Source organism: Anthropogastromicrobium aceti (assembly GCF_020687335.1).
Taxonomy (GTDB): Bacteria; Bacillota; Clostridia; order Lachnospirales; family Lachnospiraceae; genus Anthropogastromicrobium; species Anthropogastromicrobium aceti.
In genome coordinates this window covers 1-14752 of the sequence record NZ_JAJEQN010000025.1, presented here as the reverse complement: position 1 = coordinate 14752, position 14752 = coordinate 1, and the positions used below count along the sequence as shown (strand labels likewise).

The window sequence follows — 14752 nt, the reverse complement described above, 5'->3', positions numbered from 1 at the left end:
TCTTATTTATCTTCATAATCCACGTCTCTGTGGAATACATACTGTTCTGCATAACGAATCATCTCTGTCTCACTGATAACAGTAATACGTCCATTTGCATATTCCTGATCAATCAGTTCCTTGATCGTTACAACGCCTTCGTTCTTCTTATCAATTGCCTCTGCACCCTTTAAACCATAATACTGGTTAATCCATACGGCAATACCTGCCAGACCAGAAGTGTTGCTGATAGCAACCATCGGCGGACGATTCAAGATCAGCTCGGTATCAAAGATGTTATAAATTTCTGGATCCTTCATGATACCATCGGCATGAATACCTGCTCTTGTCAGGTTGAAGTTTCTTCCAACAAATGGTGTCATCGGCGGTGTTTCATAACCAGTCTCTTTCTCAAGATATTCCGCAATCTCTGTGATTACAGTCGGATTCATTCCATCAAAATCACCGCGTAATGATGCATATTCAAATACCATTGCTTCAAGCGGCACATTTCCGGTACGCTCACCGATTCCAAGCAGAGAACAGTTTACTGCGCCTGCACCATACAGCCATGCGGTAGATGCATTGACAACACCCTTGTAAAAATCATTATGTCCATGCCACTCCAACATATCACTTGGCACACCGGCATAATGCTTTAAGCCATAGATGATTCCCGGCACGCTTCGCGGAAGTGAAACACCTGGATAGGAAATTCCATAACCCATGGTATCGCAGGCACGAATCTTAATCGGAACACCACTGTCCTTTGACAATTTCATCAACTCAGTAGCAAACGGAACAACAAATCCATAATAGTCAGCTCTTGTGATATCTTCAAAGTGGCATCTTGGATGAAGACCAGCCTCAATCGCGTCTGAAATAATACCCAGATACTTTTCCATTGCCTGCTTTCTTGTCAAATTCATTTTTTTAAAGATATGATAATCAGAGCAGCTAACAAGGATACCTGTCTCACGAATACCAATATTTTTTACCAGTTCAAAATCACTCTTTGTTGCTCGAATCCACGTTGTGATCTCCGGGAACTCATATCCAAGCTCCATACAGCGCTCTAACGCATCACGGTCCTTCTTTGAGTAAACAAAAAACTCAGTCTGACGCACAATACCATTTGGACCACCGAGACGGTGAAGCATTTTATACAAATCTACCATCTGCTGTGTGGTATATGGCTCGCGTGACTGCTGACCGTCACGAAAAGAGGTGTCAGTGATGTAAATGTGTTCCGGCATATCCATCGGTACATGGCGATAGTTGTAGGATACCTTTGGAACCTCGTTATATGGGAAAATCTCCCTAAACAGCTCCGGCTGGCTGACATCCTGCAGCTTGTACTCATACAGATCCTGTTCTAGCAGGTTGGTTTTGGTGCTCAGATTAATTGTCTTATTTGCCTTCATAGTGTCGTCCTCCTCTGTTGCTCCTCATTTGCAGTGCATCTGTTACAGCACTTTTTCTGTATACCATTCTGCCACGTTACCGTGATGAATTTGTATCATTGTATACAATTATACAATTCAATTTAAATCTGTCAAGTACATTTTTTATCTCTGACCAAAATTGAGCCACTGGGGACAGTCAACCCAATCTTCCCATTCACCTGTTTCCTCATTTAATTTTCTTATTTTTCCATCTGATGTGTAATCTACATACTGTCCATCCACTCGATTTAAACTCTTGCATTCTCCATCATATGGATATTGTACGCCATCATAGGTTATAATGTATGTATTTTCTTGAAGATCATTTCCCCAAAAACATCCATTCTGTTCATACCATTCTCCTGCTAATTCAATACTCCAGTCTTCTTTTTCTTTCTCTAAATCATAGCAGACAAGATAATATATCTGATCTTCCCCGTTTCTTTTTTCCAAATAATAAACATCCGTTCCTTTTATATAATCCCCACTGGTTGACCGACATTTTTCGCTAATTGTTTCAATTTCTCCTGTTTTCATATCAATTGTATAAAGATCTGAATATCCGCCATCAGAAGTTGATGTAATCAATTTATCGCAAACTGCCTGAATATATGCTCCTTCCATATAATAAGAACTTCTTACTCTTATTTCTTCTTTGTCTTTGAGATTCAAAATCACAAGGAATCCACTTTCTTCTTGCAAATTCTGCTCATATGATTGATCCATAAACACTAAATAATCACTATATTTTCCAAGCAGATACAAATAATTCGGTGTGACAAGATCTTCAGCAGCAGAATCTTTATATGGTTCAGAATAAATCTCTTTTATCATTCCGTTTTTTTCATCATATGCCATAATCTTATGCATTCCATCTGCTTCTACTGAATAATACAAAACCTTATCATCATAAATTAAATAATATCTGCCATTCATATATTCGCACATTAAATCTGTTGCAATCAGATTTTTTTCTTCATCAGACATTTCAAAAATTAAATTCGTTTCATATGCATAATACGTTCCAAACTCAGTATTGATTCCTTGATAAACTGCCGGAATCCAAAGTACATCCTGTTCCTCATCATTTTCACTTGATGTTTCTTGCTCTTTTGTTGCCTTCTTATTTTCTATTTGAATTACCGAAGCGGCTTCTGCCGTCACATACAAACTATTTTGGCACAAAAATAGCATTACACAAATTAATGTTGCAAGTCTTTTTTTCATATAAATTATCCTCCATTTCGAATTAGTTAACTACTCATAACCACATTGTTTACTTATAGTATACCAATTTTTTTAATTCCCGTAAATAGACAAATCATTTCCCATAATCGTAGAAATTAATTTATCTAATTTTTATTAAAACTCTAAAAAAAACTATAGAAGAAACAGAGGAAAGCACATCTGCTATCGAAACAGGAGAAAGCAGTAATAATGGATCTGTACCACTTCCGATATCCGATCTTGATCCTGGTCCTCAAAAATAAAACTCATTAATTTAAATACTTTTTTGCTCTTTGCTCAAAAAAATCAACAAGCATCTCATTTTTGCAAAACTCTGCAAACCGCTGGGCACAAATGAATTCCCGGCGGTATACATCTCTATATACTTCTTTATCCAGTTCATAATAGTCCCATGCCTTATTATATAACAGTTCTCCAGAAAAAACTATATAATATGCTGCCAGTTCATGTTCAAGATTATTTTTATCAATTTCCAAAGTTCTCTGATATTGTGCGTTATCTCCCAAAAATTTTGAATATTCCGCTAATATTACAGAACATGCCGGCGCATTTATTTTCAAAAACTGCTGCTGTGGATGATAAACGTCATATAGTTTCTTGAATAATTTTTCTGCACATTCAATATTCCCCATTCTTCCGTACAAATTTGCGATATCTCCAATTATCATTCCTTCTTCTCGCTGAAGAAACGGAAGTTCTTTGCGCGATAGCCACTCTAATGGAAACGTACATGCCAAAGCTTTCTCTTCACGCTTTTGTGCTTCTTTCGGCAAAATCATCTTCATTCTAAACAAACTCATTGCATCAATAGATTGAATTTCCTGCTGAATCCTCGGCTTTTGGCATGCTTCTGTTCCCATTTTTTTGCATAGCACATCCAACATTTTTTGCACTTCATCCCATTTGCGCATATTTGTCAAATATATCATATCCTGCCGCATGGATAATGTTTCGATGGAATCGGTTTCCAGTATTGGCATAATCCAGTCTAAGGTTCGTCCCATCCTTTTGGTTAAGAGTTGAAAATTTTCTTTTGACGGACGATTTTCTCCTTTTTCAATCCTAGAAAGATGACGCGCCTGTAAAAATTCATTTCCATTCTCATCGGTGCAGATTTCTTCCTGCGACTTTTCTAAAGATAATCGCATTCTCCTTAACACCAAACTGACATCGTAGCAATTTTCTACACTGCCCCTCTGCCATACACGCATACACGGCAAATGATTTTCCTGATACACAGTCTGAAATGCATCTCGAAAATCCTTAAGTTGCTGTATATTCTCTGGTGCTCTGTTTGTTTTCTTTAATTTTTCTCCTACATCAATCAATGACAGAAAAAGTGGATACGCATAGCGCTGGCTATTTTGCGCACGAAGCAGCTCTAACGCAGAGTTGCCGATATCAAATGCTTTTTGAAATTCACCCAACTGCTGATACAGCTGCATTCCAACCAGAGCGGCCTGCGGACAAAGTAATTGCGTCATCCGATCTTCCCAGCCTTTTTTCTTAGGATAGTTCCAGACTTGATGAAATAGAAACAATGCTTTTTCTGTTTCTCCCAGAAGTCCAAGTGACCAGCTTACAAGCAAAATAGCTTCTAGCTCAGCTGGTGCCAGCCAAAGTCCTGAGAGTTGTTCCTGCCACTCTTCTTTTACCGTGCAACAAACTGCTTCGCATGCAAGCTCATAAAGCACTTGTGGACTGGCTATCTCCTTTTTCAATAGCCATTCCATTTTAAGGCAGAATAATTTTGCCATTGAGGTCATTTTGGGATGTGCCTTTTCATAAGCTTCCAGCTTCGTCCTTGCCTCTTTGGGACTTTCGCAAACTAACAAACAAATGTCTTCCCGCTCTCTCCAGTCTTCCAGTTCTTTTCTCGACACAATTGCTTCAAAATAATCAGTCAATGCACCCATTCGGTGCATAAGAAATTCCCAGCTTTCTCTGGAAAAATAGCCGTCTCCTTTGATTATAGTTGAAAGCATTCGTCTCGTCATTACACCGTTTACCAGCTGCTCTAGTTTAATTCCACGCTGTTTGCGAAGATTATTAAAAAGCCGAAAAAAGCCCCTACAGCTGGACTGGCACAGTACTTCCTCCTCTGTGGGATGACCATTTTTCCACACATACTCATTTTCTTGTGCGTCCGCTCTGCTTTCTGTTTGGGTTTCTGTTTGGGCTTTTATTTTATTTTTTTCTTTAACCTGTGTATCTGTTTGTGTCAATGTCTTTTCCATGCCTCAAATGTCCTCCATGGCTTTTAAGTCTACAACCATACTAACACAGAAATCGTTTTTGGACAATAGGCAGCTAGCTAGCGAGATGAACTGAGTTCATCCCCAGCGGTCAGGGTCAACAACACGGTGATGCTTTTTGCATCATTTCCGTTTTCGTCATACAAAAGTGCAGTTTGTATATAGGTTCCATTATCATCAAACTCATACACGATTCTGGCTTGCCCTGAATAATTTATCAGCTCATTTAGCTCTTTGCACAAATCACTAGATAATGAGTAATGCCAACTATTATCAACCTGATAAAGCATTACCGTACAAATCACCTGATTCTCATATACAACCGGAAGTACATACCCCTCTGAACAGGTTTCTCCAGATGGTGTCTTATTCCATGTTTGGAATGGCTCCATAATAAAAAACTCAGCGTCATCTATGTACTCAGTTTGACTATACATTTCAAAATGCTCTATCCATTCATTAGATACTGCCTTTATATACTCGACCATATCCTGTGTATACACCGCAGGTGCCAGTGCAATCTTCACAAGTTCTTGTGTCTCTTCTGCCGTTGTTTTCATCTCTTCATCTGCTTTTGCAGTTGTTTTTGTCTGCGTATCATCCAGCAGAACTCCATTTTGACCTGACTGCTTTTGTGGTGTGTGACCTGGCTGCAACGAGAAGAAAAAAACGCCTGCTACCGCAATTGCAATAGCTGCCACAGCTGTCACTTCTGTCACAAAAATATGCTGTCTACTTTTCAATTGCTCCCTTCGCTTTACTGCAAAACGATCTGCTTCTGCAATCATTTCTTCGTCAATCGCATTTAATGATTTTAACAAGCTATGAACTTTCATACATTTTCCTTTCCCTGCTGTCATACTATTTCTAATCCCATATCCACTTTTCCATTTTATAGCAAGTGCTTTCTTTCAATGAGATTCAATTACACCCTGACAAACCAGCATTTCTTTAAACTGTTCTCTCATGCGAAATAGAGAAACCTTGACACTGCTTTGTGTCATATGGAACATAACCGCCAATTCCTTAATCGAATCTCCATACCAATATCTTCGAACAAACAATATTCTTTTATCAGAAGGCAGGCTTCTCAGATAATCTTGAATATACATCGTCAATTCCCCCTCTGACGTTTTCTGAAATGTCTCATCTGGTATAGTTTCTTCGAGTTCCTTTGTCATCTCAACCATCACACATTTTCTTTTTTTTGCTTCTCTTCTTTCCAAACGGTTCATTGCATTGCAGCGACATATCCGCATGATAAATGCCTTGAGATGAATGGGGCGATTAGGTGGGAGCGCATTCCACAAGTCCCAGTAAGTGTCGCTGCAGCACTCTTCTGTATCCTGATAGTCAAACAGCAATCGATAGGCGAGCTGCTCCATTGTTTTTCCATATTTTTCTTTTGTCTGTATAATGGCAGACTCTTCTCTTTCCCAATAAAGCTGTATGATTTTTAAGTCCTCCATACTTTCCACCTTCTTTCTCTTTTGCTTTTTCTATCCATTGACCATTATATCAAATTGTTCTGCATTAAAGCGAATATTCACAAATTCATCTCCACCAGAATATCATCTTTTCTACTTGAGTCAATATCTGTGGATTCTGTTCCGTAAAATTTCCATCATATGGAACAAGAATAAGTAAGGGCAAAATTAATAATGTCATAACTGCAGTTATCCATACAAAACGATTCCAGCCCCTATTTTTTGCCGTTTCACACCTAAACCCTACCGCTACAAAACAAGCAATTCCTAATAAGAAATTTACATCAAGCTGATATCTTGTCACCATATAGGGTGTATAAACACTATCGAACACTGTAATTCCTATTATTAATGCAATAAGTATATTTATTATTGCTGTCAGATGTTTTTCCTTTATTTCCTTCTTCACTGAATCCTGCAAAAAAGCGGCAATGCACCAAAAAACAGGAAATGCAAACAAAATTCCTTCATAGCTTATGTATGGAAATTTTCCTTGTATTGGACTCCACGAAGCAAATTGATATACGAGTCCGTTTATAATTTTGTCTAATCTGAATCCTGCAAATAAACTATATAAGCGTTGATCTGCCACCGTTAGCTGATAGTGTTGACCAAATTCCCATATACTTCCAAATCTTGCATAGTTGTACCACATCAGCAATATAGCTGTAACCAAACATGGAATCCCTGCTGTTAAACAGGCTTTCATACTTTTTTTCTTTGATTTTAGTTCATGCAGATGCAAATAAAACAGCATAATCTGGAGTATTCCGGAAAGTGCAATAGTCGGTCGGCATCCAAATGCCAATGATGCACACAGAAAACTTCCTGACAATTCTGCCATTTTTCTTCCTTTTTTCTGCTCTGAATCCCACACCACTCTAACCATCAGGTTCAAGCTTATTATTTCCATACACACAGCTGACATGATCGCTGTGCAATATAATGCTGGTGCCGCGATTGCATACCATACACTTACAAATGATAGTACCATTGATAAGATCAAATATAGGTCAAATGGCATTTTAGGAAAAAATTTTTTTCGTAAGAAATCAAATAATGCAAAAATAGCAAGGATTGTCCCCACAGTAAAAATCTGTGTTGCTTTGTATGTAGTAAGCGCATTTCCTGTCAAAAGCTGATATGGAAGAAACAAAAGAACTACAGGAACAATTCCAAAATACATATAGTATTTTCCATTATAAAATGCATGATCCCAATGATAATAAATACCTAGTTCCTTCCTTGCCTGTGGATCATAGGGATTTTCCATTTCAGATAATCTTGGATCAACATCTTCATATTCAAGGTACAAATGACCATTCAAAATAGATTGTGCCATCCTCTCATATTGATCTCTATGACCCGGAATTGTTCCATTCCAAACAGGCGAAAGTGACATGGGATAAACGCTTAGCACAATTGTAATTATCATGCAAATAAATCGTTTTGCATCGTTGCGTTTTAACCACATAGTATCAATTTTTTTCCTCCTACGATACATGTTTTTATATAATTTCAGAATATATTTTTTTATTTTGAAGTCTAGCTTCAGAATCCATTTTATTTTTGTAATGTATATTCTCAATTAAAACAAGCGCAATCAAAACTTGCATTCCACTTGAAATATGTAGTAAATTTTCTCTTATATTTGAGATTTTTTTTACTTTAGCATTTTTAATTTCTACGAATCCTGCCACAAACACTACTATTTTCCAAAGTTTTTCAGGTTTATAAAAACAAAACAGATGCAGTAATTTTTTTATTATGCTTATGCCATCTCTTATTGTGCTTAATTTTGACTGACTACCATTTGGTCGTTCCTTATACGCTACAGCAATTTCTTCTACCTGCAGATTATTTTCTAATGCATAAACTGTCAGTTCAGTTTCTATTTCAAAGTTCTGGCTCAATACTGGAATTGTCTTTGCAAAACGGTAACTCAATGCACGATACCCTGTCATTACATCTCTTACCTTCCCACCAAACAATTTTTGTACTGCCAAGCGCATAAAGCGATTTCCTGAATTATGAAATCTCCGCTTGTTTACCTTAAAGTACGTGGAACTAAGTCGATCTCCTACTACCATATCAGCATGATATTTTAAAACTCGTTCCGTCATCTTTGCCGCCTCCGACGCTGGATAGGTATCGTCTGCATCAACCAGAATGTAGCACTGTGCTTCTACCTCCTGAAACATTCTTCGCACAACGTTCCCTTTTCCTTGTTGGTACTCATGTCGAACAATTGCACCAGCTTCTTTTGCTTTTTCCACTGTTTTGTCAGTAGAATTGTTGTCATATACATATACCGTAGCTTGCGGCAATGTCTTTTTAAAGTCTCTCACCACCTTTCCAACCGTAATTTCTTCATTGAAGCATGGAATTAGTACTGCTATCTCATCCATTTTTTTCCTCCTTTCACCATTTAAGTCCGATTTTATTTTCATTGGTTACATTTTTTTATAACTCAATCACAAATTTTACGAAATTCGTACCATCATCATATCCATTCGCAAAACTGCAAAATATCCCCTTGCTTTTCTATTTGATACCCTTTATAATGAAGGTTGATTAGACATTTTGGTCTGATTCCAAGCATTTTTTATGGAGGTTTTAATATGACACAGATTTCAAAAGATATTACAATCGGTGAACTGCTTCAGGTAAACACCGGTGTTATTCCGATTCTTATGGCTGCTGGTATGCATTGCCTTGGCTGCCCAGCATCTCAGGCTGAGTCTATCGGCGAGGCTGCTGAGGTTCACGGACTTGATCCAGATGATCTGGTTGATAAGATCAATGAGTTTTTAGCTGAGAATGCTCAGGATGCTCAGTAATACTTTTTAAGGGGCTGCGAAAAAATGAAAGTTTTTTCGCAGCCCTGTTTCTGTTGTGGATAACTCCAACTGTTTTCTTTTTGAATTTGACAGTTTATCTTAAACAAAACACCATGGATACTAGAAACAAAATGATGGAGATTTTTATGAGAGAGTTTGATTATATCACAAGTCCTGCGAAGTTGCTGACACCTGAAATTGTTCAGATGGTAGACAGCATCCACGAACACAAAACCGGCTGCTTCTGATTATGTATCCGGTCCTTTCGGACCGGGTAAGATCTATCAGAAGCAGCCGGCAGTTTCGTGCGCAACCTGCGGTATCCGCCCTGCTGCGTTACAATATTATGTTATGCAATACGTCAAGAAATGTTCCTATCCTATCATTTTTTAATATTCCCTATTACAATTCTCTTATCGCACCAAAAGAAGTTTTTGTCCTGGCTTTGTGCCAAGCTCTTCTGGCGATTTTCCTTCTTTTTGCATACTGGAAGCGGTAGCATTTAATAAATCTGCTTTTGTATTATCTTGGTTAACCTCGCGGATCCGCTCAATGCTCATTCTATATTTTTTTGCTATTGACCAAAGATTATCACCCGGCTGTACAATATAGCCAATCATTCCTGGAAAATCATTTGGATCAATCTGTTCACCTGTAAAGCTCACCTGATCGAGCACTGAAATTTCATGTTCTGAGAGCACAAATGTATCAAGGCTAATGACTGCACGTACTTCTCCCTGACCTCCTGGCGCAATCATTGTTGTAATTTGTTCTAACATTGGGCTTATAGTAAAACAGCTTCCCGGCGTAATTCCTCCTGCTTCAATTACATGGCTGAGCGGAATCACACCTGCCGCAGCCTGCATTGGCCGTTCATCGTTTGCTGCCAGATATAATACAGTCACATAGACAGCACCCTCCACACGAATGCCCTCTGATACAATCTCTGTACGATCAATTGACACTGTTCCTTCACTGTGACAAATTTGGAGCATGGTGTCAGTGCTGTGAAGCGGAATCTTTTCAGTGATTCTGCACTTTGCTTTATTTTTCATCTGAAGTGTTTCCAAATGAGCCGTCTTGTAGCTTGTGTCTACTTCTTTTGTTGTCGAATAAGCGTCACAGAGCAAATGTACCTTTTCCTCAAGATACAGCTTCATATCAAGCTCCACTACTGCTTCCACATGGAATATTCGATTTTCTCCATCTTCGTCTGGATGAATACTAATCTCTTTTTTTATCAAAACTGGCTCCACCGATGGAATCATCTCATGACGGCATCCAACAAGCGGCAGTTCTCCTGTAAATGAGATCGTCTTTTCCATCCACTGCATAGGAAGCTGCTCCTGTCCTGCCTCATAAATTACAAATAAGGCTGCCTCTGCCTGAATGAGCATTTTGTCTTCCTGAGCCTGATATTCCATACTTCTAAGACTAAGTGATTTCCATAAAAGTGACTGTGCAAGCGGTTTTCCCGGAGCTACTACTACATCATCCTCCATACGAAACGTATCCTTTTTTTGCAGCTGCAAAGACACCACTTCCATATCTTTTCCAAGTACAGCGATATCTTCTTGTCCTGAAAGCGATCTTGCTGCCTCCTCAAGCTGTGCCGATGCGGCAAAAAGTTCCGCACCAAGCACGGCACTGATATGAAGCTTTCTTGAGTTGACAACACGAATACTGATATCTTCTACCTTTGTGCGGCAGCGCACATAATCGCCCGGCTCAAGTCCTGGATAGCTCACATTTTCTTCAAATGTAAGTGCACCAGACAAATTTTTCATTCTGCCAGAACCCTCTACGGCATATAAAATTTCAAAGTCAAGCCGTCCTTTTATGATTACCTTTTCTGAAAGCTGGCGAAGTTCCTCCATCACGGCATCTGCCTGCTTCAGCAGTACGCTTCCCACATCTGGCTTCGCATCTGGAATATTAAAATCCTCATCAAATGTAACCTGCGCACTCACTGTATTTTTGCTCCTGCTCATATGTATCTGTTTTTTCTGCAGCTCTAACATAATCGCCTCCATATACTGATATTGGGCTTTGCCGCTTTCAGTCGGTTTTGACATGACCGACTGGCCCTATTACTAGTATATGAAGGCGATTTATTTTTTATGATGAAATATTTAATCTTTGTTACTGTTCATGCGTCACGCAACAAAAGCCCTTCGGTGCAATGGTTTCGTCGACGGACCAAACTCAGCAGGTTCCTTTTATGTTCTTTATTATTATACATTACTTTGAAAGACCTGCTTCAAGTGTCCGTCTCGTGAAATCCATTCACCTTCGGGCTTTGCCGCAATATTAGCTTATCCATGAATAGTAACTAATCTTTTTCTGTTCGCTCCTGAATTTCTGCATGATACAGCTCTAATTCAAAATCCTGGCGATTTTTGTGAAGCATATTTTGGAGTGATATTCCAATGCCTGCAAGCTGTATTGCTGCGACTGACAAAAATCCGCTGACAATCAGTGTTGGATAGCGCGGCACAAGGCCTGTTTCAATATAAGTGATTAATACTGGCACAAACATTACTAGCGAAATTAGAAACAACATTATGCTTATTATACCGAAAAAGGCAAATGGATTGTAAATACGGAAAAGACGAATCAGCGTCTTAATTACACTCCAACCATCTAAGAAGGTATTCAGCTTTGACACGCTTCCTTCTGGTCGATCACGATATGGTACAATCACGTTTTCCACCTGCATACGCTTGTCAATCGCATGAATACTCATTTCTGTCTCTATCTCAAACCGACATGATAAAATTGGAAATGTTTTTACAAAACGGTAGCTGAATGCACGATACCCCGTCATGATATCGCGTATGCTTCCGTGGAAAAGTTTTGATACCATTCCCCGAACAAGACAATTGCCTATATTGTGGAATGGGCGCTTGTTTTCCTCAAAATAAGTAGATGACAATCTATCTCCAACTACCATATCCGCATTGTGTTCCTGTACAAGCTTTACCATTTTTGCAGCAGATTCTGCTGGGTAAGTGTCATCCCCATCCACAAGTATGTAGCAATGTGCATCAATTTCCTGAAACATTCTGCGCACTACATTTCCCTTTCCCTGCTGATACTCATGACGCACTATAGCTCCTGCCTTTTTTGCAAGCTTCTCTGTGTCATCTGTTGAATTATTGTCGTACACATAAATGACGGCGTCAGGCAGCACACGTTTAAAATCTGATACCACCTTTTCAATTGTTTTGTCCTCATTATAACAGGGGATCAATACAGCAATATCATCCATGTCCTCTCCTCCTTTCAAATTGGTACACTGCAAGTTTTAATAAACACATCTAAATATTGATAGCTGTGCTCCTTCATAGTATTTTTGAAATTCAATGCCACTGTCTGTAAAAATATTAGTTATTCCAGCTGCTATTTTTTCATCAAAATCATTTGTACTGACTATATATCTGATATTTAATTTCTTTAGATCTTCTGGTGAAAGTGTTACTTCTACATAATCTGTACTAACTAACTCAAGCATCGTCTTGCTTCCAAGTGATGCTCTAATATGACAATACCTATTGTAGATATCTTCACATTCTCCCTCCTGATTTAGCATCTCCCAGCGTGTTTTCTGAGGATATGTCTGCGTTGTATTCAGGCAATCTGCTCCTGCCATCGCAGGAATGTTAGTAGCCGGGTAGGCCATATCTACGACAAGCCATATTGCCTTGGGATCCTCTTTTACAAGATCACGAATTTGCTGCATCGTTTCACTTTTCGTAATTTCAGGTACCCCCTTTGCAACTGGATTTATCCAAATTGATGATGCTAATACTACTGTGCATACTCCTAAAACTGCCATTGTATACTTGCTTTTTCTTGCCCGATACAGCAGATAAAAAACAACTGCTAGAATTGCCCAGACAACTAAAATTTTCTCTGCTGTATCAAAATACTCATATCTAAGTCCGCCTGGCTCATACTTTGTAAATCCCAAGGCTAATCTCATCGGTACAGCTGATGAAATGACAGCTGCCAATGCTGCTAACCACCTTTTAGGTGCTTTTTCTTTTAATGCGACAGCTCTGACAAATAGAGTCAAGCGAAGAAAGCCTAACACCTGCGGTCCGCGATTTGAATTTACAAAACTAAGCAGTAGCATTTTGGCAAGCCATTTAGGAATACCAACACAATAGTACCAAGCCAAAAACAGATTTATTCCAAGTAAAAGAATGAGTAAAGGATCCTTCTTTTTTTCTTTAATGATTACCCACAGCGCAAGTATAAATCCTGTTGGTGCAAAACAAATGATGGATGAATTTTCTACAATTAGTTCATTCATACTAAATCTGCTGACAAGCGAAATCGGGTATTTCATCATCCACCAAAAACCTGTACCGCCTGATGACGAAGGTGCATTTCCGGGATAAACTGAATTTAATTCTGCTTTAATCACATCCCATGAAGTGACAGCAAGTACTGTAAGACCTGCTGCTGTAATCACGAAAATAAGAAGCCATGGCACCACATCAACTCGTCTTAACACCTTCCTGTTAAATTTCCAAATGACAACCCACAGAAATAATGGAACAAAGCCCCATGCCACTGGCACCATCCATGTCGGGTAGAATGTCAAAACATACCCTACCGCACAAACTGCCATACCGACTGCCACTGCGATTTTTCTTGGATTAAATGCACGTGATACCAAATAGTTACTTCCAAGCACAAAACAAGCACCGTAAATCAGCATCTCAACAAGTCCATTGATTGCAAACCACCATTGTAAAAATGGTGCAAAGCTCACACAGATTGATAACATTACAGATAATTTTTTCTGCCCATCAGTAATAAACATTCCGAGTTCAAACCATGCCAAAAACAGCACGATCAGACGTGAACACCAAAACCATGAAAGTCCTCTCTCGCTTCCAAAGAAAAGATATCCCCAATAAAATGGGCGAAATAATGTCAAAATATCCCACGATGGCTGTCCATACACGAGCATGTTATCTGTCAATATACTGCCAAGTGTTTGGCTATAGCGATTATATGCACCGAGCGTATTATATTGCTGACGAAAACAAAGCGGCGTCAATGTTCCCCACTCATCACTTCGCCAGACACGCGGTTCTCCCAAACGAATACCGCTTTCGCCATCTCCCAAAAACAACTTCCAACACCCCATAGATGATCCGCTGATTTTGAATGAAACCAACATGATTAACAGCAAAAATGATAATACAAAGCGATATTTATAAATCAGCTCAAATCCCTGTTTCAAGCCTCTTTGCTTTTGTTTTTTTTCATTCATTTTTTCTTTCTCCAAAACTTCTCCCTTCTTTTTAGTGTTTCCATTATCTTACCGCATCTAGGTGACATCTCTCTTACTCTTTAGTGACAAATTTGTCACTTAATTTATATCAATGATGTTGGGGTCAAAAGGTATTTTGACCCCTTTGATACCAGATTGCTACGTGCTTTGCACTCTCGCAATCTTCAAAAACATTCGTAATCCGCTC

Annotated in this window: 11 protein-coding genes; 1 reads left to right on the top strand and 10 read right to left on the bottom strand. The window is 38.9% G+C overall.

The window, feature by feature from the left end; genetic code table 11:
* Nucleotides 1-2: 2 nt before the first annotated feature.
* From LKD48_RS10210 to LKD48_RS10180, 7 genes are all read right to left on the bottom strand, one after another.
* The gene (locus tag LKD48_RS10210) at nt 3-1403 is read right to left on the bottom strand and encodes a hydroxymethylglutaryl-CoA lyase-like TIM-barrel protein (RefSeq protein WP_308731962.1); all 1401 of its coding nucleotides are present in this window, start codon (nt 1401-1403) and stop codon (nt 3-5) included.
* Nucleotides 1404-1547: 144 nt separating this feature from the next.
* Nucleotides 1548-2651 (bottom strand): hypothetical protein, encoded by a 1104-nt coding sequence (locus LKD48_RS10205; RefSeq protein WP_308731961.1) that lies wholly within the window; start codon nt 2649-2651, stop codon nt 1548-1550.
* 269 nt (nt 2652-2920) lie between these two features.
* The gene (locus LKD48_RS10200; RefSeq protein ID WP_308731960.1) at nt 2921-4909 is read right to left on the bottom strand and encodes a helix-turn-helix domain-containing protein; all 1989 of its coding nucleotides are present in this window, start codon (nt 4907-4909) and stop codon (nt 2921-2923) included.
* Nucleotides 4910-4986: 77 nt separating this feature from the next.
* Nucleotides 4987-5763, bottom strand: a complete 777-nt coding sequence (locus LKD48_RS10195) for a hypothetical protein (protein ID WP_308731959.1) — start codon at nt 5761-5763, stop codon at nt 4987-4989.
* A 75-nt stretch (nt 5764-5838) separates the two neighbouring features.
* Complete coding sequence (locus tag LKD48_RS10190; RefSeq protein WP_308731958.1) at nt 5839-6396, bottom strand: RNA polymerase sigma factor; 558 nt, start codon at nt 6394-6396, stop codon at nt 5839-5841.
* Nucleotides 6397-6481: 85 nt separating this feature from the next.
* Nucleotides 6482-7849: a hypothetical protein gene (locus LKD48_RS10185; protein WP_308731957.1), complete on the bottom strand. Its 1368-nt coding sequence runs from the start codon at nt 7847-7849 to the stop codon at nt 6482-6484.
* A gap of 73 nt (nt 7850-7922) precedes the next feature.
* On the bottom strand, nt 7923-8822 hold the full coding sequence (locus LKD48_RS10180; protein WP_308731956.1) for a glycosyltransferase family 2 protein: 900 nt from the start codon (nt 8820-8822) through the stop codon (nt 7923-7925).
* 213 nt (nt 8823-9035) lie between these two features.
* Between LKD48_RS10180 and LKD48_RS10175 the strand changes: the two genes are divergently transcribed.
* Nucleotides 9036-9254, top strand: coding sequence for a DUF1858 domain-containing protein (locus LKD48_RS10175; protein WP_066558154.1), 219 nt, complete (start codon nt 9036-9038; stop codon nt 9252-9254).
* A 413-nt stretch (nt 9255-9667) separates the two neighbouring features.
* On the opposite strand, the gene LKD48_RS10170 is transcribed toward LKD48_RS10175, so the two are convergent.
* The 3 genes from LKD48_RS10170 to LKD48_RS10160 all read right to left on the bottom strand — a co-directional run bounded on the left by LKD48_RS10170 (nt 9668) and on the right by LKD48_RS10160 (nt 14559).
* A complete protein-coding gene (locus LKD48_RS10170) occupies nt 9668-11329 on the bottom strand; it encodes a DUF3794 and LysM peptidoglycan-binding domain-containing protein (RefSeq protein ID WP_308731955.1) in 1662 nt (553 codons plus the stop codon).
* Between the two features lie 257 nt (nt 11330-11586).
* The gene (locus LKD48_RS10165; RefSeq protein WP_308731954.1) at nt 11587-12525 is read right to left on the bottom strand and encodes a glycosyltransferase family 2 protein; all 939 of its coding nucleotides are present in this window, start codon (nt 12523-12525) and stop codon (nt 11587-11589) included.
* 36 nt (nt 12526-12561) lie between these two features.
* The gene (locus tag LKD48_RS10160) at nt 12562-14559 is read right to left on the bottom strand and encodes a DUF7657 domain-containing protein (RefSeq protein WP_308731953.1); all 1998 of its coding nucleotides are present in this window, start codon (nt 14557-14559) and stop codon (nt 12562-12564) included.
* Nucleotides 14560-14752: the final 193 nt, after the last annotated feature.